The organism is Paraburkholderia diazotrophica, from assembly GCF_038900755.1.
Taxonomy (GTDB): Bacteria; Pseudomonadota; Gammaproteobacteria; order Burkholderiales; family Burkholderiaceae; genus Paraburkholderia; species Paraburkholderia diazotrophica_A.
Genome location: NZ_JBBPEN010000016.1, coordinates 36,484 through 56,586, shown reverse-complemented (window position 1 = coordinate 56,586; position 20,103 = coordinate 36,484). Strand labels below are relative to the sequence as shown.

At 64.9% G+C, this 20,103-nt stretch carries 23 protein-coding genes; 16 read left to right on the top strand and 7 right to left on the bottom strand.

What is annotated here, in order from left to right:
• Positions 1–43: 43 nt before the first annotated feature.
• A complete protein-coding gene (locus AABE10_RS32085; RefSeq protein WP_342937126.1) occupies positions 44–781 on the bottom strand; it encodes a glutathione S-transferase in 738 nt (245 codons plus the stop codon).
• A 208-nt stretch (positions 782–989) separates the two neighbouring features.
• Positions 990–2,075 carry a YeiH family protein gene (locus AABE10_RS32080; protein ID WP_342937125.1) on the bottom strand — a complete coding sequence of 362 codons (1,086 nt, stop codon included), beginning with the start codon at positions 2,073–2,075 and terminating at the stop codon, positions 990–992.
• Positions 2,076–2,194: 119 nt separating this feature from the next.
• Here AABE10_RS32080 and AABE10_RS32075 point away from each other — a divergent pair, with 119 nt between their 5' ends.
• From AABE10_RS32075 to AABE10_RS32040, 8 genes are all read left to right on the top strand, one after another.
• Positions 2,195–3,109 (top strand): LysR family transcriptional regulator, encoded by a 915-nt coding sequence (locus tag AABE10_RS32075; RefSeq protein ID WP_342937124.1) that lies wholly within the window; start codon positions 2,195–2,197, stop codon positions 3,107–3,109.
• A gap of 128 nt (positions 3,110–3,237) precedes the next feature.
• Entirely contained in the window at positions 3,238–4,014 is a 777-nt protein-coding gene (locus AABE10_RS32070; protein WP_342937123.1) for a sugar phosphate isomerase/epimerase family protein, read from the top strand.
• A gap of 36 nt (positions 4,015–4,050) precedes the next feature.
• Positions 4,051–5,025 carry a sugar kinase gene (locus AABE10_RS32065; RefSeq protein WP_342937122.1) on the top strand — a complete coding sequence of 325 codons (975 nt, stop codon included), beginning with the start codon at positions 4,051–4,053 and terminating at the stop codon, positions 5,023–5,025.
• A gap of 187 nt (positions 5,026–5,212) precedes the next feature.
• Positions 5,213–6,493, top strand: coding sequence for an MFS transporter (locus AABE10_RS32060; RefSeq protein ID WP_342937121.1), 1,281 nt, complete (start codon positions 5,213–5,215; stop codon positions 6,491–6,493).
• 4 nt (positions 6,494–6,497) lie between these two features.
• Entirely contained in the window at positions 6,498–7,466 is a 969-nt protein-coding gene (locus AABE10_RS32055; protein WP_342937120.1) for a D-glycerate dehydrogenase, read from the top strand.
• Entirely contained in the window at positions 7,463–8,557 is a 1,095-nt protein-coding gene (locus tag AABE10_RS32050; RefSeq protein ID WP_342937119.1) for a LacI family DNA-binding transcriptional regulator, read from the top strand. The genes AABE10_RS32055 and AABE10_RS32050 overlap by 4 nt, the downstream gene beginning before the upstream one ends.
• Positions 8,558–8,642: 85 nt before the next feature.
• Complete coding sequence (locus AABE10_RS32045) at positions 8,643–9,437, top strand: YhfC family intramembrane metalloprotease (protein WP_342937118.1); 795 nt, start codon at positions 8,643–8,645, stop codon at positions 9,435–9,437.
• A gap of 52 nt (positions 9,438–9,489) precedes the next feature.
• Positions 9,490–9,855 (top strand): DUF3022 domain-containing protein, encoded by a 366-nt coding sequence (locus tag AABE10_RS32040; RefSeq protein ID WP_342937117.1) that lies wholly within the window; start codon positions 9,490–9,492, stop codon positions 9,853–9,855.
• A gap of 72 nt (positions 9,856–9,927) precedes the next feature.
• Here AABE10_RS32040 and AABE10_RS32035 read toward each other — a convergent pair whose 3' ends face one another.
• Together AABE10_RS32035 and AABE10_RS32030 are read right to left on the bottom strand one after the other, a co-directional pair.
• On the bottom strand, positions 9,928–10,365 hold the full coding sequence (locus AABE10_RS32035; protein WP_342937116.1) for a PGDYG domain-containing protein: 438 nt from the start codon (positions 10,363–10,365) through the stop codon (positions 9,928–9,930).
• Positions 10,366–10,556: 191 nt separating this feature from the next.
• Positions 10,557–11,072 (bottom strand): Spy/CpxP family protein refolding chaperone, encoded by a 516-nt coding sequence (locus AABE10_RS32030; RefSeq protein WP_342937115.1) that lies wholly within the window; start codon positions 11,070–11,072, stop codon positions 10,557–10,559.
• 159 nt (positions 11,073–11,231) lie between these two features.
• Here AABE10_RS32030 and AABE10_RS32025 point away from each other — a divergent pair, with 159 nt between their 5' ends.
• From AABE10_RS32025 to AABE10_RS32015, 3 genes are all read left to right on the top strand, one after another.
• Positions 11,232–12,116: a LysR family transcriptional regulator gene (locus AABE10_RS32025; RefSeq protein WP_342937114.1), complete on the top strand. Its 885-nt coding sequence runs from the start codon at positions 11,232–11,234 to the stop codon at positions 12,114–12,116.
• Between the two features lie 144 nt (positions 12,117–12,260).
• Positions 12,261–12,725, top strand: coding sequence for an Lrp/AsnC family transcriptional regulator (locus AABE10_RS32020; RefSeq protein WP_087735288.1), 465 nt, complete (start codon positions 12,261–12,263; stop codon positions 12,723–12,725).
• Positions 12,726–12,971: 246 nt separating this feature from the next.
• The gene (locus AABE10_RS32015; protein ID WP_342937113.1) at positions 12,972–14,069 is read left to right on the top strand and encodes a saccharopine dehydrogenase family protein; all 1,098 of its coding nucleotides are present in this window, start codon (positions 12,972–12,974) and stop codon (positions 14,067–14,069) included.
• A gap of 203 nt (positions 14,070–14,272) precedes the next feature.
• Here the strand turns inward: AABE10_RS32015 and AABE10_RS32010 are convergent, their stop codons facing one another.
• Both AABE10_RS32010 and cydX read right to left on the bottom strand, forming a co-directional pair.
• A complete protein-coding gene (locus AABE10_RS32010; protein ID WP_342937112.1) occupies positions 14,273–14,893 on the bottom strand; it encodes an ATP-binding protein in 621 nt (206 codons plus the stop codon).
• Complete coding sequence (cydX, locus tag AABE10_RS32005) at positions 14,890–15,036, bottom strand: cytochrome bd-I oxidase subunit CydX (protein WP_087735285.1); 147 nt, start codon at positions 15,034–15,036, stop codon at positions 14,890–14,892. The genes AABE10_RS32010 and cydX overlap by 4 nt, the downstream gene beginning before the upstream one ends.
• A gap of 180 nt (positions 15,037–15,216) precedes the next feature.
• On the opposite strand from cydX, the gene AABE10_RS32000 reads away from it, so the two are divergent.
• The 4 genes from AABE10_RS32000 to corA all read left to right on the top strand — a co-directional run bounded on the left by AABE10_RS32000 (position 15,217) and on the right by corA (position 17,582).
• Entirely contained in the window at positions 15,217–15,462 is a 246-nt protein-coding gene (locus AABE10_RS32000) for a FitA-like ribbon-helix-helix domain-containing protein (RefSeq protein ID WP_342937111.1), read from the top strand.
• A complete protein-coding gene (locus AABE10_RS31995; RefSeq protein WP_342937110.1) occupies positions 15,449–15,877 on the top strand; it encodes a type II toxin-antitoxin system VapC family toxin in 429 nt (142 codons plus the stop codon). Before AABE10_RS32000 ends, AABE10_RS31995 begins: the two co-directional genes overlap by 14 nt.
• A 39-nt stretch (positions 15,878–15,916) precedes the next feature.
• Positions 15,917–16,396 carry a hypothetical protein gene (locus tag AABE10_RS31990; protein WP_342937109.1) on the top strand — a complete coding sequence of 160 codons (480 nt, stop codon included), beginning with the start codon at positions 15,917–15,919 and terminating at the stop codon, positions 16,394–16,396.
• A gap of 208 nt (positions 16,397–16,604) precedes the next feature.
• On the top strand, positions 16,605–17,582 hold the full coding sequence (gene corA / locus AABE10_RS31985) for a magnesium/cobalt transporter CorA (RefSeq protein ID WP_342937108.1): 978 nt from the start codon (positions 16,605–16,607) through the stop codon (positions 17,580–17,582).
• A 73-nt stretch (positions 17,583–17,655) separates the two neighbouring features.
• Here corA and AABE10_RS31980 read toward each other — a convergent pair whose 3' ends face one another.
• Positions 17,656–18,294, bottom strand: coding sequence for a LysE family translocator (locus AABE10_RS31980; protein WP_342937107.1), 639 nt, complete (start codon positions 18,292–18,294; stop codon positions 17,656–17,658).
• 594 nt (positions 18,295–18,888) lie between these two features.
• Between AABE10_RS31980 and AABE10_RS31975 the strand changes: the two genes are divergently transcribed.
• Positions 18,889–19,842: a sugar ABC transporter substrate-binding protein gene (locus AABE10_RS31975; protein ID WP_342937106.1), complete on the top strand. Its 954-nt coding sequence runs from the start codon at positions 18,889–18,891 to the stop codon at positions 19,840–19,842.
• Positions 19,843–20,103 lie beyond the last annotated feature (261 nt).

Sequence of the window (20,103 nt, the reverse complement as noted above, 5' to 3'; positions counted from 1 at the left end):
CGGCGCGCCGCTGCGTTGGGACAGGTGGGCGGTTCAGCTCATGTCAGCGGACGTCCTTGTCGAGTTCGGGGTAGTGCCGGAACACACCCGTTTCGTTGTACGGCAGACGGCGTTCCGATGCGAGATACGCCGCGATGTTCGGGCGCTTGAGCACCGCGTCGTGCAGCGCGGCGAGGCGCGGGTAGTGCTCGCCGAAATGCTTCATCGCGCGCGGAAACGCATAGTGCAAGGCGTCGATCAGCTGGAACATCGACAGGTCGACATACGTAAGCGTGTCGCCGACCATGTGTGTGTCGCCGGCCGGGTTCTGCTTCAGCACGCGCTCGAAATAGCGCATGAACTTCGGGATGCGATGGTCGATGAAATCCGTCGCGCGGATTTTCGCAGCCTCTTTCTGCTCCTCGTAGTACATGCCCGACGCGAGCGGGTGATGGGTGTCGTGGGCTTCCGTGACCACGTCGGCGATCGTCAGTTGCAGGCCGTTCGCGACGTAGCGCAGGCTCTCGACCTGTGGCGCGAGATTCAGCTTGGGCCCGAGATAAAACAGGATATTGGCCGTCTGCGAAACGATCAGGTCGCCATCGCGCAGAAAGGGCGGCGCGAACGGCGGGTAGGGTTCCGTCCGGCTATCCATCACGCCGATCATCGCGCCCGTGCCGAGCCCGTCCTGTTCGTCGCCGCGCGCCACCTCGACGTAGTCCGCGCCCGCTTCTTCCAGTGCGAGCCGCACGAATTCGCCGCGGCCCTGCAGTCCGTCCCAGTAATAGAGTTGATAAGTCATCGATCGGTCCTCACTCGGTTGTCGGTGGCGTCGTCGAACGCCACGCTTGCACACGGTCGGGAGCTAGAAGTATGCCGCGCGATGCTTGCAGTTTGCGTGTCGGGCGCAGTGCGGGAATGAACCGATGCGTGCGCGCGCGACGCCTGCATGCACGCTGAAAGCACAAAAGCCTCGCGCGCGGCGAGGCTGCTGTGATCGGATTGCCCGCTTAGCCGAGCAGATGCTGGACGAGCCATGTGATGCCCAGACCGCCGGCGAACAGCCACACGTACAGGATCAGGCCAGTCGTCAGTGCGCGGGGACCGGCTTCGCGGATCTGCGAGAGGCGCGTTTCGATACCGAGCGCCGTCATGGCCATCGTGAGCGCGAAAGTGTCGAGCATGTTCAGCGTGCTGGTCGCGGCTTCCGGCAGGATGTGCAGCGAATTCACCGCGACGCAGCCGAGAAAGCCGAGCGCGAACCAGGGCACGGCGAGCTTGCGCGGCGCATGAGCGGCTTCGCCGTGCTGACCCTTTGCGGCGCGCGCCGAGCGGCTCACCCACATGCCGACGACGAGCAGCACGGGCACGAGCAGCATCACGCGGGTCATCTTGACGATGGTCGCGATATGCGTCGCTTCCGGACTCACGTTGCTGGCTGCGCCCACCACTTGCGCGACTTCGTGAATGGTGCCGCCGAAGAAGAGGCCGACGCCCGTCGTATCCAGATGCAGGACGCCGGTGCGCAGCAGAGCGGGGTAGAGGAACATCGATAGCGTGCCGAACAGCACGACGCTGCCGACGGCCATTGCGCTCTTGTGCGGCTTCGATTGCAGCGTCGACTCGAAGGCGAGCACGGCGGCCGCGCCGCAGATCGCGCTGCCCGCTGCCGTCAGCAACGCGCTGTCGCGGTCCAGCTTCATCAGCTTCATCCCTGCCCACGTGCCGATTGCGAGCGTGCTGACGACGATCAGCAAGGACTCGGCGAGGCCCGGCAGGCCGACCTGCGCGATCTCCTGAATGCTCACGCGCAGCCCGAAGAACGCGACTGCGATGCGCAACAGCTTGCGAGCCGAAAAGTTGACGCCGGCGGCCCAGCTGTCGGGCATCCCGTCTTTCAGCGCATTGCCATAGAGCATCCCGCCGACGATGCCGACGATCAGCGGGCTGATGCCCAGGCCAGCGATCGACGGAATCGCGGCAATGCGCGTGACGGCCGCGGCGAACAGGGCGACGAACAGGATGCCGTTGATCTGACCGCGCGTCGACGATGACGCAGTAACAGAACGGGTGGATGCGGTGGACAGGGTGGACATGGACTTCAACCTTTTCAGGTGCGGCTTGACTCGATGGCCTAATCCTAAAATACATATATCGATATGAGAAATCGTGATTTAGAATGTGTGGTATCGGCCAGCCTGATACTTTTCTCGCCATGACCCCTGACCAGCTTATAACGTTCGCCGCCGTCGCCGAGCATCGCAACATCAGCCGCGCTGCACTCGCGCTGCATCTGTCGCAGCCCGCCGTGTCGGGCCAGTTGCGCCAGTTGCAGGACGAATTCGGCGAACCGCTGTACCTGCGCGACGGTCGCGGCGTGCGGCTGACGCCCGCCGGCGAGCAGCTGGCGAGCTACGCGGCGCGTCTGCGCGACACGTACCGCCAGGCGTACGCGTATCGCGACGCGCTGCGCGGGATGGAGCAGGGCACGCTGCGCATCGGCGCGAGCACGACGCCCGCGAGCTATCTGCTGCCCTATCTGATTGCCGCGTTTCAACGCCGCCATCCCGACGTCACCGTGCACACGGACGACGGCAATACGGCCGATATCGTCGGCGCGCTCGGTTCGTTCGATATCGCGCTGGTCGAAGGGCATGTGGGCGCCGAGCTGCCGCCCGACACGGCCGTGCATCCATGGCACGAGGACGAGATCGTCGCGATCATGCCGCGCTCGCATCCGCTCGCCGCCGCCGACTTGCAGGCCGTGACGCTTGCGGACCTGAGCCCGCATCCCGTCGTGTTGCGCGAGGAAGGCTCAGGCGTGCGGCAACTGATCGAGCGCGCGTTCGCTCGGGCCGGCGTGCCGATGCGGGTTGCGCTGGCGATCGCGGGCGTCGAGGGCGTGAAGGAGGCCGTGCGCGCGGGAATGGGCGTCGGTTTCGTGTCCGCAATGTCGATGCGTCACGAGGACGAGGTGCTGTTCCGCCTGCCGCTCGGTCCGGAGCCGCTCACGCGCCGTTTCTCGATCCTGGTTCCGCATGCGAGCGCGCCTTCGCGCATCGTCGGCCGCTTTCTCGAACTGTGCCTGAATGGCGACGCTCGCCCGCCGGCGGCCAATTCTCCCGTTTAGGGATTACCACTATGGCGCCCACTCGCCGGGCAGCGCAGTATTCGCAACCAGCGCTACCGCGCTTTTTTAATTCCCGTCTTTGGAACCGATTCCAAAGACTGTTTTCGAGCAAAGAGCAGGTGTTTCACATGTCGGAAATCGTCATCGTCGCGAGTGCATTTGGAGTCGACGCGATCCGCAGGGACGGTCATCACGCGTGGCTGAAGACGGCTGCGAAAGCGGGCGCGGCCGGCTTCGAGGTGCGTCGCGAGCTGTTTGCGCTCGAAGCAGAGGCGACGCCCGAGGCGCTGTCCGCGCTGGGCAAGACGATCGCCGCGCAAAACCTGTGGTCCGTGTACTCGACGCCCATCGAACTTTACGCGCCGGACGGCGCGCTCGAGGAAGCCGCGCTGCGCCAGGCGCTGATCGAAGCGACGGCGCTCGGCGCGCGCTTCGTCAAGCTGCAATTGGGCGGTTTTGCGGGGCGCGTGTACGGCGAGGCGATCGCGCAGTGCACGAAGGGCGTTGCGGCGCGGCTCGTCGTCGAAAACGGGCAGATGGAGCGAGGCGGCTCGCTCGCGCAGTTCGAAGCGCTTTTCGATGCGCTCGCCAAAGACGGGTGCAATGAAGGCCGAAAGCCGGCGCTCGGCATGACGTTCGACATCGGCAACTGGCAGTGGCCGGGCGTCGATCCCGTCGAAGCGGCTCGCAAGCTCGCGGATCACGTCGAATACATCCATTGCAAGGCCGTCGCGGGCGAAGGCGCGCGCCGTTTCGCCGTCGCGCCCGCGCAAGACGATCGCATTTTCGCGGCCGCGCTGGCGCTTTTGCCGCGCGATGTGCCACGCGGCATCGAATTCCCGTTCGACGCGAACCGGATCGCGGAGGACGCGTCGCATCACGTCGCGCGGCTCGCGTCCGCCTGAAAGCGGCGAGCGCGGACGGCATCAACAGGAGAAGCCATGCATCCGATACTCGATGTCATCACCTACGGCGAAGCGATGGCGATGTTTGTCGCGGCCGAAACGGGCCCGCTCGCGGGCGTCGGCCAGTTCACGAAACGCATCGCGGGCGCCGATCTGAACGTCGCGATCGGCCTGTCGCGCCTGGGCTTCAAGGTGGGCTGGATGAGCCGCGTCGGCGGCGATTCGTTCGGCCAGTACGTGCGCGACACGCTGGCGAAGGAAGGCATCGACCAGGGTTGCGTGACGACGGACCAACGCTATCCGACGGGCTTTCAGCTCAAGTCGAAGAACGACGACGGCAGCGATCCGGCCGTCGAATATTTCCGCAAGGGCTCGGCGGCGAGCCATCTGTCGCTCGACGACTATGTGGCGGACTACGTGCTGGGCGCGCGCCATCTGCATCTGACGGGCGTCGCGCCCGCGATTTCCGCGAGTTCGCGCGAACTGGCGTTCCATCTGGCGCGCGAAATGCGCAACGCAGGCAAGACGATCTCGTTCGACCCGAACCTGCGCCCGACGCTGTGGCCGTCGCGTGAAGCGATGGCGGATGCGCTGAACGAACTCGCGACGTTCGCCGACTGGGTGCTGCCCGGCATCGGCGAAGGCGAGATTCTGACGGGCTACACGAACGCCGACGACATCGCGCAGTTCTATCTGGACCGTGGCGCGAAGGGGGTGATCGTCAAGCTGGGCGCGCAAGGCGCGTATTACCGCACGGCGGCCGGTTCGGGCATCGTCGCGGCGCAGCCCGTCGAGAACATCGTCGATACCGTCGGCGCGGGCGATGGCTTCGCCGTCGGCGTGGTGAGCGCGCTGCTCGAAGGGCGCGCGCTGCCGGAGGCGGTGGCGCGAGGCAACCGCATCGGCGCGCTGGCGATCCAGGTGATCGGCGATTCCGAAGCACTGCCGACGCGCGCCGAACTCGATGCACTCGAGCGTGGCGATCCGGCGCGGCCCGCGCTGGCCGCGTGACGTTTCAGCGTTCAGCCAATCAACACGACAACAACAAGAAGGTGCCCGCCGCGCGTCCGATCCGATTCAGGGCACGCGGCAGCACACCGACAGACCGAGCCGGGAAACCGGCTCACGCCAGCAAATTTTTGCATGGGACGGGAGTCAGGGGTTCAAGCCCCGACTCTGTTTGACAAAGGAGACATCGATGCCCTCATCACTCGCGATTCGCCGCTGGTGGACGATCATGCCGATCGTGTTCATCACGTACAGCCTCGCCTATCTCGACCGCGCGAACTACGGCTTCGCGGCCGCCGCCGGCATCAACCAGGATCTCGGCATCAGCAAAGGGCTGTCGTCGCTGATCGGCGCGCTGTTCTTTCTCGGCTACTTCTTCTTTCAGATTCCGGGCGCGATCTACGCCGAGCGCCGCAGCGTCAAGAAGCTCGTGTTCTGGAGCCTCGTGCTGTGGGGCGGCTGCGCGGCGCTGACGGGTATCGTCAGCAACATTCCGTCGCTGATGGTGATCCGCTTCGCGCTCGGCATCGTCGAAGCGGCCGTGATGCCCGCGATGCTGATCTTCATCAGCAACTGGTTCACGAAGCGTGAGCGCTCGCGCGCCAACACATTCCTGATTCTCGGCAATCCCGTGACGGTGCTGTGGATGTCGGTCGTGTCCGGCTATCTCGTGCATTCGTTCGGCTGGCGCCAGATGTTCATCGCGGAAGGCGTGCCCGCGATCGTGTGGGCCGTCTGCTGGTGGTTCATCGTGAAGGACAAACCCGAGCAGGTGAAGTGGCTGTCGGACGCTGACAAGAAGCAGCTCGCCGATACGCTGCGCGCCGAGCAGGCCGCGATCAAGCCCGTGCGCAACTATGGCGAAGCGTTCCGCGAGCCCGCCGTCATCAAGCTGTGCGCGCAGTACTTCTGCTGGAGCATCGGCGTGTACGGCTTCGTGCTGTGGCTGCCGTCCATTCTGAAGAACGGCTCGACGCTCGGCATGGTCGAAACGGGCTGGCTGTCGGCGCTGCCGTATCTGGCCGCGACGATCGCGATGCTCGCGGCGTCATGGGCGTCGGATAAACTCAACAACCGCCGCGCGTTCGTGTGGCCGTTCCTGCTGATCGGCGCGGCGGCGTTCGCGGCTTCGTATGCGCTTGGCTCGACGCACTTCTGGATGTCGTATGCGTTGCTCGTGATCGCGGGCGCCGCGATGTACGCGCCGTACGGCCCGTTCTTTGCGATCGTGCCGGAACTGCTGCCGAAGAACGTCGCGGGCGGCGCAATGGCGCTGATCAACAGCATGGGCGCGCTCGGCTCATTCGTGGGCTCGTATGTGGTCGGGTATCTGAACGGCGCGACGGGCTCGCCTGCTGCGTCATATGTGTTCATGAGCGTCGCGCTCGTCGCCGCCGTCGTGCTGACGCTTGCCGTCAAGCCGCCGCGCATGCAGGGTGCGGCTCTCGCCACTCCGTTGCAAGGAAAGTGATTCGATGAAGCGAAAGATCGTCGCATACAAGCCGCTGCCGGACGATGTGCTGTCGTATCTCCAGCAGCATGCCGACGTGGTGCAGGTGGACGCCGCTCAGCACGATGCGTTCGTCGCCGCGCTGAAGGACGCCGACGGCGCGATCGGCGCGAGCGTGAAGATCACGCCCGCGATGCTCGAAGGCGCGACGAAGCTCAAGGCGCTCTCGACCATTTCGGTCGGCTACGACAACTTCGACGTCGACGATCTGACGAAGCGCGGCGTCGTGCTTGCGCATACGCCCGACGTGCTGACGGAATCGACGGCTGACACCGTGTTCTCGCTGATCCTGGCGAGCGCGCGGCGCGTCGTCGAGCTGGCGGACTGGGTGAAGGCAGGCGAGTGGAAGGCGAGCATCGGGCCTGATCTGTATGGTGTCGACGTGCAGGGCAAGACGCTCGGCATCGTCGGGCTGGGGCGCATCGGCGGGGCCGTTGCGCGGCGCGCGGCGCTCGGCTTCAACATGAAGGTGCTGTACACGAACCGCAGCGCGAACGCGCAAGCCGAACAGCACTACGGCGCGCGCCGCGTCGAGCTCGACGAACTGCTCGCCACTTCCGATTTCGTTTGCCTGCAGGTGCCGCTCACGCCCGAAACGCGTCACATGATCGGCGCGAACGAGCTGCGCAAGATGAAGAAGAGCGCGATTCTGATCAACGCATCGCGCGGACAGACCGTCGACGAAAACGCGCTGGTCGAAGCGCTGCAAGCGGGCACGATTCACGGCGCGGCGCTCGACGTGTTCGACAAGGAGCCGCTCGACGCGAACTCGCCGCTGCTGAAGATGAACAACGTGGTCGCGCTGCCGCACATCGGCTCGGCGACGCACGAGACGCGTCACGCGATGGCGCGCTGCGCGGCGGAAAACCTGGTCAGCGCGCTCGACGGCACGCTGAGGATCAACATCGTCAACCGCGACGTCCTCTCGCGATGAGCACGCCGCCGTCAGGCGCACCGCGCCGCGCCACCATCAGCGACGTCGCCCGCGAAGCCGGCACGGGCAAGACGAGCATCTCGCGCTATCTGAACGGCGAGCTGAGCGTGCTGTCGCCGCAACTGCGCGCGCGTATCGAAGCCGCGATCGAACGGCTCGACTATCAGCCGAACCAGATGGCGCGCGGCCTGAAGCGCGGCCGCAATCGCCTGATCGGCATGCTGGTCGCCGATCTGACGAACCCGTATTCCGTCGAGGTGCTGCAAGGCGTCGAGGCGGCTTGCCACGCGCTCGGCTACATGCCGCTCATCTGCCACGCAGCGAACGAAGTCGACATGGAGCGGCGCTTTCTGCAACTGCTGACGACGTATCGTGTGGAAGGCGTGATCGTCAATGCGCTCGGCGTGAGCGAGGAGACGTTGCGTCCCGTGGGCGGCGGCGGGATTCCGGCGGTGCTGGTGGACCGCTCGGTGGAAGGGCTCGTCGCCGATATGGTCGGGCTCGACAACGAGGCGGCCGTGACGGTCGCGACGCGGCATCTCGTCGAGCGCGGCTTCGATCGCGTGTGGTTCGTCGTGCAGCCGTTCGAGCGCGTCAGTTCGCGGCGCCTGCGCGAAGCGGCGTTTCATCGGGCGCTGACCCAGTATCCGCAGGTGAGCGGCCGCACGGTCGTAGTGGAACTCGACGATGCGGATGAACTGGCGCAGACGCTGACTGTGCTCGACGCCGAGATCGATACCGCGCTCGATACCGAGATTGCAAACCGGGAAAACAGTGGCGAAAAACGCGAAGGCGAGGCCACCAGGCCACGCGTCGCGCTCTTTGCCGCGAACGGCCCTGTCGCGCTGGCGCTTGCGCGGCATCTGAACCAGCGTCATGGCGCGGACTGGCAAAAGCGCGTTGCGCTGCTGTCGATCGACGATCCCGAATGGGCCGAACTCGCCGGCATCACGACGATTCGCCAGCCGACCTACGACATCGGCTATCGGGCCGTCGAATTTCTGCACGAACGCATCGACGGCGCGCAGGCGAGCGCGCGCGACTGCCTGCTGCCGGGCGAACTGATCGAACGCGCGTCGACGGCGCGTTGATCGTTCGCGCGTTCGGCATTCAGACGGCGACGCGCTTACAATGCGCGGCGAAGTCTCTCTTTCGTCACCGGATCCGCGCTGCCCGATGCCAGCTTTGCCCGTTTCACCCATTACGCTTGCGATTCTCGCTGTCGCCACACTTTTCATTGCATGGCTTCCGATCGGCCTGTACCGCCGTTGGCGCGCGCCGTTCGCGCTGAACCGGCGCGACGCGATTGCGGGCGTCGCCGTGTTCGCGCTGTTCGCGATGCTGATCGAGCGCGCGCTCAACGACTATCTGCTGCGTCAGAACGCAGCGACGAGCGAATGGCTGTCGAATCCGCTCGCGTTCGTCGTCTACGGCGTGCTGGCGGCGGGCATCTGCGAGGAAGTGGGCCGTTTCATCGCGATGCGCTGGCTGGCGCGGCGCACGGCGAACCATGCGAAGGGTGACGGTACGCCGCTTGCGTACGGGCTCGGACATGGCGGCGCGGAAGCGTGGCTGGTCGGCGTAATCGTGCAGGCGCAGTGGATCGCATTCGGCGTGCTGGAAAATCGCGGCCACCTCGATGCGTATCTTGGCCATGTCCCGCCCGCATCGCTGATGCGGCTTCATCTGATTCTCGCGAGCCTGTCGCCTGCGATGGCCGGTCTCTTCGTGCTCGAACGCGTGGCCGCGCTCGTGTTCCAGATCGGGCTGTCCGTGCTGATGTGGCGCGGCGTGCGTGCGGACTGGCGCGCCATCCTGCCCGTTGCAATCGCCGCGCATGCGCTCGTCGACGTGCCCGCCGCGATGTCGCAGGCGCGGTTGTTGCCGCTCGTGGCCGTCGACGCGATCTATGCCGTCGCGGCGCTTGCCGTGGCCGCCGTGCTGATCAGGATGCACGCGCGCTCGGCTTGAGCTTCAGCAGAATCTATCGTCCATCAAGACCCACAGGCCCGAGGCCATCGACATGGAAGCCTATCAGTACGAGTGCGCGACCGCCGACATCGAAGAACTGGCGCGCGTGATCAGCGATCTCTTTCCCGAGCAGACACAGTTCATCGAGCGCCCCGATGACAACGGCGTGCCGCAGATCGTCGTGCATTGGATCGCGATGCGCTTCGGCTCGACGGCGCGCCGCATGGTGTTGATCGTCGCGATCGCGCCGGCCGCGCTCGCGCGTTATCGCGCGATGCCGCCGCGCCTGCGGGGCCGCAGCTTCGCGGTGCTGCGCGCGTATGTCGAAGCGACGCTGGGATCGCTGGAAGAGGAATACGCGGCTGGCAAGAGCGTGCCGCGTGAAGTGACCGTCGAGCTCGGCGACGAGTTCGCCTGAACGCGGCGAGCCCGACGGGTGAAGCGCTCACGCGAGGCGATGCAAGGACGGAAGCGCGTCGCGCGAAGCGTCTCAGTGCGCGAGCCGATAGACCTTCGCGAAGCGCTCGGCCTGCACGACGCCATAGTCGCCGGGCGCGTATTGCATGATCCAGTCGCCTGCCGTGCCCTTGAGCACGTCGCCGCCCTGCGACGAACGCGCGAGCGAGAACGGTTCGCTCATCTGCTTCGCGAGCACGACGGCCGGGCGATTGCGATACGAACCGGCGTCGCCGTGCGCGAGCCCGGCGTCGGCGGGCAGGTACTTCGCGTCGAAGCGCTCGCGCGACACGACCCAGCGATCGCCCGTCGAGCCCGTGATCAGCGCGTCGCCGCGCGCATAGCGATTCGGCCCTTCGAGGCTCATCAGTTCGCCGTCACCTTGAGCGAATTGCACGGTGACGGTTTCGTCCTTGACGACGCGTTGCGCGGCCGGATCGGTAAGCAGGTCGATGTTCTTCAGTTCGAGCATGGGCTTTGAAGCGTATTCAGATGACAGGGCCGCGTGAGCCGACGTCAGCGCAATGAAGCGCAACGAGGTGCAAAGGACGTGCAAACGCGGTGCAGGCGCGCATGATGCCAGATTCGCGCGGATGCAATGAAAAACGCCTGCCCGTGACGGCAGGCGTCTTGCGAAACACATGCGGCAACTTGCGCTGCGCTTTACGGCTTGACGGTCGCGTCCGAAGCAGGCGCGGCCGGCTTGCCCGAACGACGGTGGTGCGCATGGCCTTCACCCGGCTGCCGGCGGAAGGTCTCGTCGGCGAGCTTCTTCTGCTCCGGCGAGAAGCTGGTGTAGAGCGGCTCGAACGCGTCGACGAGTTTCTTCGAGCCGTCCGCGTGAGCCTGCGTGATCTCGGCGTAGCCCTTCATGTCGTCGAGCGCGGACATGTTCGGATTCGCCCTGCGCTGCGCGAACAGATTGCCCATCGTTTCACTGTTGCTGCGCATGACGTCGGCGAACGCGTTCCATTGCGACTCTTGCGCCGACGTGATCTTCAGTTGCGAATGCAGGTAGTTGATCCGTTCTTCGACGCGTTGCTCGTGGCGCGCCTTGCCCTGCGTCTGCGAAGCGGCCGTCGACATGGCGGGCGCCGATGCGCCTGCGGGCGCTGGCGTCTGTGCGAATGCGGCGCTCATCGACAATGCGGAAGCGAGAATGGCGAGCGTTTTTTTCATTGAGACTCCTGTTGTCCGTTCGTATGAGAGTGAAGCTTGACGAAGCGTTATGCATAGGCGTGCGGCGCACATCAGGGTGCTATTAGTATCACGTTATCGCCGCATTGCGACTGCATTGCGACAACTGCTTACAACCGAAACGATCGGGAAAAATAGCCGGTGGACAAATTCGCCAGCATGGAAATCTTCGTGGCCGTGGTCGAAGCGGGCAGCCTGACGGCGGCCGCCGAGCGTTTCCAGCTGTCGTCGGCGATGGTCGGCAAGCACATCCGCTCGCTCGAAACGCAGCTTTCTGCGCGGCTGCTGACGCGCACGACGCGCCGTCAAAGCCTCACCGAGATCGGCCGCCAGTATTACGAGCAATGCCGGCGCATTCTCGCCGACGTGAAGGCCGCCGAGTCGCTGGCGGAATCGATGACGTCCGCGCCGCGCGGCACGCTGAAAGTGACGGTGCCGCTCACGTACGGCGTCGAAGTGTTCTCGCCCGCGATGACCGACTATCTGGGCGCATGGCCCGACGTCAGTCTCGAACTCGATCTGTCGAACCGCATCGTCGATCTTGTCGAAGAGGGTTTCGATGCCGCCGTGCGCATCGGTCGCCTGCCGGATTCGAGCCTCGTCGCAAGGCCGTTGAAGCCGTACCGGATGCGCGCATGCGCATCGCCCGCGTATCTCGCGCGGATGGGCACGCCGAAGACGCCCGCCGATCTCGTGAATCACGAGTGCCTCGGCTTTCTGCATTGGGGCCGGGAGGGGCTGTGGCGTCTCGACGGCGATGCCGCGACCGAGTGCCAGTTGCGTCCGGGACGCTTTCGCGCGAACAACGGCCAGGCGCTCAAGGTGGCCGCGCTGCGCGGCTTCGGTCTGGTGCTTCAGCCGGAAGCGCTGCTCGCGCGCGAGATCGAGCGCGGCGAGCTCGTCTGCGTGCTCGAAGACTGGCTGCCCGATGGCGCGCCCGTGCATCTGCTCTATCCGCGCGACAGGCGCCCGACGCCGAAGCTCACGACGTTCATCGACTTCGTGATCGAGCGCTTCGGCGCGTGACGCGTCGCCGCATGTCAACGCACGATATGTGCAGTCCGCATGTATTCGCGCTGCGGGGCGCGGGGTGCATAATCCGCGTATCCCGTACTCCACGTCTGCGGCTCGTCGTGCGACGAGCTTCCACTCAACGCTGACCTTCAATCGATGAGACCACCGCGCCTCGATCAACTCGACGAACTCGACCGCAACCTCGTTGCGCTGCTGCAGGCCAACGCGCGCGAAAGCGTCGCGAATCTCGCGCGACAGCTGGGCGTCGCACGCACGACCGTGATCGCGCGCATTGCGCGGCTGGAAAAGACCAACGTGATCGCCGGCTATAGCGTGCGGCTCGGCCAGGATGTGCTCGACGCGAGCATCTATGCGTACGTCGGCATCATCATCGCGCCGAAGTACGGACCGGACGTGCAGAAGAAGCTGAACCGGATGCCCGAAGTGCAATTGCTGTGCGCGGTGAGCGGCGAGTTCGACTACGTCGCATGGCTGCGCGCCGATTCGCCGGAGCGCCTGAACGATCTGCTCGACCAGATCGGCGGACTCGCGGGCGTCGAGCGCACGACGACGTCGATCATCCTGTCGCGCAAGATCGATCGCGGAATGATCGGCGGATGAACGCGCGCGGGCTCGCTCCACGCGCATCTTGAGCGCCGCATACGTCCCACGTTTACGCGGTTTTGATTCGCTTTCGACGAATCGTCGGAATGTGTCGTCGAATCGTCGAAGTTCATGGTCATTGCGCAGCACTTTGCGCCTATAAACCGACTGGCCTTCTCCCTAAACTTCTTTACAGAGGTTCGCTGCGGCGCGCCGTTCACGCTGGAGACAGCATCCATCGAACAGAGAACAAAGGAGAAGCGCATGAAAGTTGCCATCGTTGGCGCAGGTCTGATCGGTCACACCATTGCGCACATGTTGCGCGAGACAGGCGACTACGAAGTGGTCGCGATGGACCGCGATCAGCACGCGCTCGACAAGCTGGCCGCGCAAGGCATCCCGACGCGCCGCGTCGATTCCGCCGATGCCGCCGCGCTGCGCGCCGCCATCCAGGGTTTCGACGCGCTGATCAACGCGCTGCCGTATTACCTTGCGGTGAGCGTCGCGACGGCCGCGAAGGGCGCAGGCGTGCACTATTTCGACCTGACGGAAGACGTGCGCGCGACGCATGCGATCCGCGCGATCGCCGACGACGCCGAGCACGCGTTCATGCCGCAGTGCGGTCTTGCGCCGGGCTTCATCGGCATCGCCGCGCACGAACTGGCGAACCGCTTCAGCGAAATCCGCGACGTGAAGATGCGCGTCGGCGCGCTGCCCGAGTTTCCGACCAATGCTTTGAAGTACAACCTGACGTGGAGCGTCGACGGGCTCATCAACGAGTACTGCCAGCCGTGCGAAGCGATCCGCGACAGCCGCACGCAGTGGGTGCAGCCGCTCGAAGGCCTCGAGCATTTTTCGCTCGACGGCATCGAGTACGAGGCGTTCAACACGTCGGGCGGTCTGGGCACGTTGTGCGAGACGCTGGCGGGCCGTGTCGAGACGCTCGACTACAAGTCGGTGCGCTATCCGGGGCATCGCGACCTGATGCAGTTCCTGCTCGAAGATCTGCGTCTTGCGACCGACCGCGACACGCTGAAGACGATCATGCGACGCTCGGTGCCGTCGACGGCCCAGGATGTCGTGCTCGTCTTCATCACGGTGACGGGCGTGCGCGACGGCCAGTTGGTGCAGGAAGTGTTCACGCGCAAGATCTTCGCGAAGACCGTCTGCGGCGTGCCGATGAGCGCGATCCAGATCACCACGGCGGGCGCGATGTGCGCGGTGCTCGACCTGTTCCGCGAAAAGAAGCTGCCGCAAAGCGGGTTCGTGCGTCAGGAGCAGGTGTCGCTGCGCGAGTTTCTCGCGAACCGTTTCGGGCAACTGTACGAAGGCCGCGCGCTGGAGGCGATGGCGACGGTCTGACCGTCCGATCCGGCAGACAGCGGAACCGGGGGCCGGCGTGAACGGATGAGGCCCCGCAGAGAGCCACCTTGGAGGCAATAAGGAAGCGGGCGTTCGACCAAAGAGGCCGAACGCCCGTTTTTGTTGTCGGGCGCGTGCTGAAGATATGTGCCGAAGGGTGTGTGCCGAAAGTGCTCGCCTGAAGCCGCGCGACGGCGCGCGCGTCAGACGGGCATCGGCGGCAGCATCGCGCCGGCAGGTTGCGGCGCCTGCGCGATCTGCGCGAGCAGCGCGTCGTAATCGGCTGGCACGGGCGCGGTGTTGTCGAACATCAGCAGGCCTTCGCACTGATCGCCCGCCGGCACGAAGCGGCGCTGCCGGTATTCGTCCCAATGCGCGAGCTTGTACGCGTCGTTCGGATTGCCGCGCGCGAGAATGCGCTCGCGCGCAGCCTCTTCCGATGTCGCGACCCACACGACGCCGATCTTCACGTCCTTCGGCACGCCGAGCCACGTGCGATCGAAGAGCTTGCGCTCGCGCACTTCACGCGACAGCGGCCCGACGGCAATCACGCCGATGCCGAGCCGCAGATTCTCAGCGGCCGTATCGAACAGGCCGCGATATTCGGGGTCGCGAAAGTGCTGGAGAAAAAGCGGGCTGTCGCGATCGTTCGGATCGCCCGTCAGCGCGCCGATCGCGGCCGCGCTATACGCGCCGTAGAGCGTGTCCTTGTCCAACAGACAGAAGGCATGGCCCGTCGCCTTCATCAATGGGCCGATCAGCCGTTTGGCGAGCGTCGTCTTGCCGGTGCCCGCGTGGCCACAGATAAAAACCAGATGCGTCACGTGGATGAGTCCTCGGTGCTGGAAGGTGTCGGGGCGGGCGCGTCATCGCGGGTGAACGTGCCGTTCGCTTCGAGCCACATCGCGTTGATGATCCCGAAGCCCAGCGCCACGCCAATGCCCAGAATCCAGCTGAAGTACCACATCGAAGCCTCCCTTGAAGCACCGCGCCGCTTGCCTGCGCGTGAACGCCGCGGTCCATGCGCCGCCCTTGAACCGATCTTGAACGCGACGGCGGCATGTCGCAACCCCTATGCCATTCGGCCGGGTTGACTGCGCGATGGTTGATGATATCATTGATATCACACGTGTACCGGGGAATGAAAATGGCAAATTTGTTGGTCCGAGGTCTGGACGATGCGTTGGTGCAGAGCCTGCGTGAGCTGGCCGCGTCTCACGGGCGCAGCGTCGAAGCAGAACATCGGGAAATCCTGGCGCAGGCGCTCTTTCAGCCTAAGAAGCTCAGCTTTACTGAGTTGCTGATAAGCATGCCGGACGTCGGCGAAGACGCCGACTTCGAGCGCCTGCATGACGCAACTGACGAAAGCGAGGGACCGGGTGTACTTGATTGATACCAATGTAATCAGCGAAATGCGCAAGAGCAGCCGCGCCAATCCTGGCGTTCAGGCTTTTTTCGAAGCAGCGAGAGATGAGGGGCATCGCCTGTATCTGTCGGTCGTGACCGTGGGCGAGTTGCGGCGCGGCGTCGATCTGATCCGGCATCGCGGCGACAAATTCCAGGCGCTGCGGCTGGAAGGATGGCTCGATACGATCATCGATTCGTTCAGCAGCCACATCCTGAATGTCGGCACCGACGTCGCGCAAACGTGGGGTCATCTGCGCGTGCCGCACGCCGAGCACTCGCTCGACAGAATGATCGCGGCGACGGCACTGATTTACAACCTGACCGTCGTGACGCGCAACGTGGCAGACTTCGACGGAACGGGCGCGCGGGTGCTGAACCCGTTCCAGCAGGCGGAAGAATAACGGGGCAGCGGCGCGGCCGGTGCGACAGGGAGACGAACGATGAGACGCAAGCAAGGCCTGGCGACGCGCGCCGCCGCGCCGGCACGCAAGGCCCCGTCGCTCACGCTTTTGGTGGCGGCGATGATGGCCATGTCGTTCGTCGCCGGTTGCGCGTCGACACCCGCCGACAAGGTGCCGTTCAAGGACGTGCCCGCCGAGCGCATCGTCAAGCCGGCGGTCACGCAAACGGGCTCCGGCAAGGTGGCCGTCGACCTGCGGCGCGAGCGGACCGACAACGTCATCGTCCGCTTTCGCGATGCCCTCGTGTATGTCGACGGCGAACGCGTCGCGGACATCATGAACGGCGAGCACATCGTCTTCTGGCTCACGCCCGGCACGCATCGCATCGCGGTGTCGACACAGTTCGACCCTGTCGTGGAGATCGGCTTCTTCGTCACGGCGGACACGCGCTATTCGAATCGCGCCAGCGTGTCGTTCAACGACGATCACCGCATCATGCTGCGGCGCGTCGCCAATTGAAAGACAGGCCGACAGGCGGCCTTGACGCGACATTCACAATTCGACACACCGCGCCGGCGCGAGCCGACGTAACATCGGGGACTCGTATCGCACGCCGCGCTCATGCCGGCTTTGCGTCGCGATCCGGCGGCACACGAACAGGACAACCGCCCATCGCGACTCACCGCTTTCAATCCGCGAAGCCGAATCGTTTTCAAGGTATTCAATCATGCTGATCAACTGCGCCGCGTATCAGGATGGCCGCAAGCTGGCCGACATCGAGATCGACGACATCAGCGTCTATGTCGCCAAACCCGAGTGCTTCGTCTGGGTCGCGTTGAAAGACCCGGGCCCTGGCGAGCTCGAAGTGATGAAGCACGAATTCGCGCTGCACGAACTGGCTGTCGAAGACGTGCGTCACGGCCATCAGCGTCCGAAGATCGAGGAGTACGGCGATTCGCTGTTCGCCGTCATGCACACGATCGAAACCGACGACGATGGCGAATTCGTGATCGGCGAGGTCGATGTGTTCGTCGGCGCGAATTACGTGCTATCGGTGCGGCGCGGCACGCGTCACGGCTTCCAGGAAGTCCGCGCGCGCTGCGAGCGCGAACCGCAGCTGCTGAAGGAGGGCGCGGCGTTCGTGCTGTATGCGCTCGCCGACAATGTCGTCGACCGCTACTTCCCGATTCTCGAAGCGATCGGCACTGAGATCGAGGAAATCGAAGACCGCATCTTCGACAAGCACGACCTCGCCGCGTCGCGCGCGATCATCGAAGATCTGTACTCGTTAAAGCGCCGCCTCGTTATGCTCCAGCATCACATCTCGCCACTGCTCGAAGGCATCAGCAAACTCACGGGCGGACGCATTCCGTCGATCTGCGCCGGGATGCAGGCGTACTTCCGCGATGTCTACGATCACCTGGACCGCATCGTGCGGACCATCGAAGGGCGCCGCGAAATGATCGTCACGGCCATTCAGGTCAACCTCGGCATGATCTCGCTCGCTGAGAACGAAGTGACCAAGCGTCTCGGCTCGTTCGCCGCGCTGTTCGCCGTGCCGACCATGATCGCCGGCATCTACGGGATGAACTTCCAGGAGATTCCCGAGCTGCACTTCAGGTACGGCTATCCCATCTGCCTGCTGGTGATGCTGCTGATCGACTTCGCGCTGTACCGGGGCTTCAAGAGGGCGAACTGGCTGTAAGCGCGCAGAGGCCGGGGCGCGTCGCGTGTCTCAGCGTTTCGTCAGCGCATCTCGGCGCGTCGTCAGCGCGTCATCAACGCTTCGTCAGCGCGAGCCGCACGCCCAGGCCGATGAACCCCGCGCCCACCACGCGGTCGATCCACCGCCGCACGGCCGGTTGCGAGCGCACGGCGCGCGCGGCCGTCGCGGCGAGCCACGCGACCACGCAGTCGTTGATAAGCCCGAGCGTCACGAACACCGCGCCCAGCACGAGAAAGGCCAACGTCTTGTGCGGGCTGTCGACGCTGACGAACTGCGGGAAGAACGCTATATAGAAGAGCAGCACTTTCGGGTTCGACGCATTCGTCACGAAGCCGCGAAAGAGCAGCGTGCCGCGCGAGAGCCGCGGCACGTCGGGCGGCGCATCGCCCTTCGCGGCGGCGGCAGCCGTCGGCCACAGCATTCTCAAGCCGAGATACATCAGATACGCAGCGCCGATCCATTTGATCGCGTTGAACGCGCCCGGCGACGCCGCCAGCAGCGCCGTGATGCCGAGCGCGCACGCGAGCGTATGCATGCAGCCGCCGAACGCAACGCCGACGGCCGACAACAGTCCCGCTCGTCGTCCTTGCGCGATGCTTTGACCGGCGACATACGCAATGTCGGGTCCGGGTGTGAGATTGAGCACCGTGACGGCGGCGAGAAAGAGCGGGAACTGGCTGATGCCGAGCATGACGACTCCACGTTAATAGCTGTTGCATCCGCATGACCGTCGGGACGAACACATCGCGAGCCAAAGACGCGGCCATCCGAACCATCCCATACGAACCATCGGCCCATGATACGCACATCGCACCTGTTGCGCCGATCACGACGGCCGTGGCTTTTCGCCTCTTTTCCCTTGCCGCGCGCGCAAGAAGGGGCCAGCATAGGCGTCCTGCCCGCCGCGGTAATAGCGGCTTGCGGGGGCAGGGAGCAGCAAGGCATTACCGGCGCGTTGCATCGCCGGGCATCACGAGCGCCGCTGCGCGTGGGACGCGTTCTGGCAACAGGCGGCTCCCATCGCACAGGCCGATCAACGGGCAGAACCAAGCGAGCGATCCGTGCCACGACGTCATTCGAAGCACCGCCGAAGTTTCGCGGCAATACGTGCGTCCAGAGGCGCCGGGCCTTGCGCACGGCATGCGTCGCGCGCGACGGCGCGATGTGCAGCGCAGCACCGCCCATCGTTGACATCGCGAACAGGCACCGTCGAGAATATCGCTCGCAAACGTTTGCGCACAAACAAAAACGGACTCGCTCCGAGTCCAACAACTGGAGATACCGCATGAACCACCGCATTCGTCGCCGCGTCCTGATGGCTGCTGTCGCATTCACGGCCGCTGCCGTGCCGTTCTCGTCGGCATGGGCGCAAGCCGCCAAAAAACCGAAAGTCGCGCTCGTGATGAAGTCGCTCGCCAACGAGTTCTTCCTCACGATGGAAACGGGCGCGAAGGACTATCAGAAGCACAACGCGAGCACCTTCGACCTGATCACGAACGGCATCAAGGACGAGACGGATACGGCGAACCAGATCCGCATCGTCGAGCAGATGATCGTCTCGAAGGTCGATGCGATCGTGCTCGCGCCGGCAGATTCGAAGGCACTCGTGCCTGTGGTCAAGAAGGCGGTGGACGCCGGCATCATCGTCGTGAACATCGACAACCGGCTCGACCCCGAGGTGCTCAAGTCGAAGGATCTGAACGTGCCGTTCGTCGGTCCGGACAACGCGAAGGGCGCCGAGAAGGTCGGCGACTATCTGGCGAAGAAGCTGAAGTCGGGCGACGAGGTGGGCATCATCGAAGGCGTATCGACGACGACCAACGCGCAGCAGCGCACCGCGGGCTTCAAGGCGGCGATGCAGAAGGTCGGCGCGAAGGTCGACACGGTGCAGTCGGGCGAATGGGAAATCGACAAGGGCAACGCGATCGCGTCGTCGATGCTCAACGCCTTCCCGAACATCAAGGCGCTGCTGTGCGGCAACGACAACATGGCGATCGGCGCGGTGTCGGCCGTGCGCGCGGCGGGCAAGCAGGGCAAGGTCTACGTGGTCGGCTACGACAACATCAACGCGATCAAGCCGATGCTGAAGGACGGCCGCGTGCTCGCCACGGCCGATCAGTACGCGGCGAAGCAGGCCGTGTTCGGCATCGACGTCGCGTTGAAGGCGATTTCCGGACACAAGAAGCAGGCGGACCTGTCGGGCGTCGTCGAAACGCCCGTCGATCTGGTCACGAAGTAAGGAGTGCGCGCGGGCCGTGCGGCAACATTCAGCGCACACGGTTCGCGCGTCGAGGTAAACGAGCGCTCAAGAAAATCGCCGCGCCGCCGTTATGCCAGAGGTAAGCGTCATGACGGCGGCCTGCCCGCGAGCAGACGGACGGGGCGCAGCCCGAAAAGCCGTATCTTCGGGATGCGCACGGCCTCGGGCCGGCTGTCCGCATGACTGGCGCAGCCGCGCGGCGGCGCTGCATGACGGACGGGCGCACGAGGCGCAGTCCGC

Coding starts and splice junctions, on each gene's coding strand:
- cydX (WP_087735285.1), bottom strand. CDS start 15,036: ATGTGGTACTTCAGCTGGATTCTGGGCATTGGCGTGGCGCTGGGCTTC.
- AABE10_RS32035 (WP_342937116.1), bottom strand. CDS start 10,365: ATGCTCGAACTGAAGAACATCGACCTGCTTACCGATCCGGCCGCGCAA.
- AABE10_RS32070 (WP_342937123.1), top strand. CDS start 3,238: ATGTCGGAAATCGTCATCGTCGCGAGTGCATTTGGAGTCGACGCGATC.
- AABE10_RS31975 (WP_342937106.1), top strand. CDS start 18,889: ATGAACCACCGCATTCGTCGCCGCGTCCTGATGGCTGCTGTCGCATTC.
- AABE10_RS32015 (WP_342937113.1), top strand. CDS start 12,972: ATGAAAGTTGCCATCGTTGGCGCAGGTCTGATCGGTCACACCATTGCG.
- AABE10_RS32055 (WP_342937120.1), top strand. CDS start 6,498: ATGAAGCGAAAGATCGTCGCATACAAGCCGCTGCCGGACGATGTGCTG.
- AABE10_RS32030 (WP_342937115.1), bottom strand. CDS start 11,072: ATGAAAAAAACGCTCGCCATTCTCGCTTCCGCATTGTCGATGAGCGCC.
- AABE10_RS32040 (WP_342937117.1), top strand. CDS start 9,490: ATGGAAGCCTATCAGTACGAGTGCGCGACCGCCGACATCGAAGAACTG.
- AABE10_RS32080 (WP_342937125.1), bottom strand. CDS start 2,075: ATGTCCACCCTGTCCACCGCATCCACCCGTTCTGTTACTGCGTCATCG.
- AABE10_RS32065 (WP_342937122.1), top strand. CDS start 4,051: ATGCATCCGATACTCGATGTCATCACCTACGGCGAAGCGATGGCGATG.
- AABE10_RS31990 (WP_342937109.1), top strand. CDS start 15,917: ATGAGACGCAAGCAAGGCCTGGCGACGCGCGCCGCCGCGCCGGCACGC.
- AABE10_RS32085 (WP_342937126.1), bottom strand. CDS start 781: ATGACTTATCAACTCTATTACTGGGACGGACTGCAGGGCCGCGGCGAA.
- AABE10_RS32000 (WP_342937111.1), top strand. CDS start 15,217: ATGGCAAATTTGTTGGTCCGAGGTCTGGACGATGCGTTGGTGCAGAGC.
- AABE10_RS32020 (WP_087735288.1), top strand. CDS start 12,261: ATGAGACCACCGCGCCTCGATCAACTCGACGAACTCGACCGCAACCTC.
- AABE10_RS32045 (WP_342937118.1), top strand. CDS start 8,643: ATGCCAGCTTTGCCCGTTTCACCCATTACGCTTGCGATTCTCGCTGTC.
- AABE10_RS32075 (WP_342937124.1), top strand. CDS start 2,195: ATGACCCCTGACCAGCTTATAACGTTCGCCGCCGTCGCCGAGCATCGC.
- AABE10_RS31980 (WP_342937107.1), bottom strand. CDS start 18,294: ATGCTCGGCATCAGCCAGTTCCCGCTCTTTCTCGCCGCCGTCACGGTG.
- AABE10_RS32060 (WP_342937121.1), top strand. CDS start 5,213: ATGCCCTCATCACTCGCGATTCGCCGCTGGTGGACGATCATGCCGATC.
- corA (WP_342937108.1), top strand. CDS start 16,605: ATGCTGATCAACTGCGCCGCGTATCAGGATGGCCGCAAGCTGGCCGAC.
- AABE10_RS32050 (WP_342937119.1), top strand. CDS start 7,463: ATGAGCACGCCGCCGTCAGGCGCACCGCGCCGCGCCACCATCAGCGAC.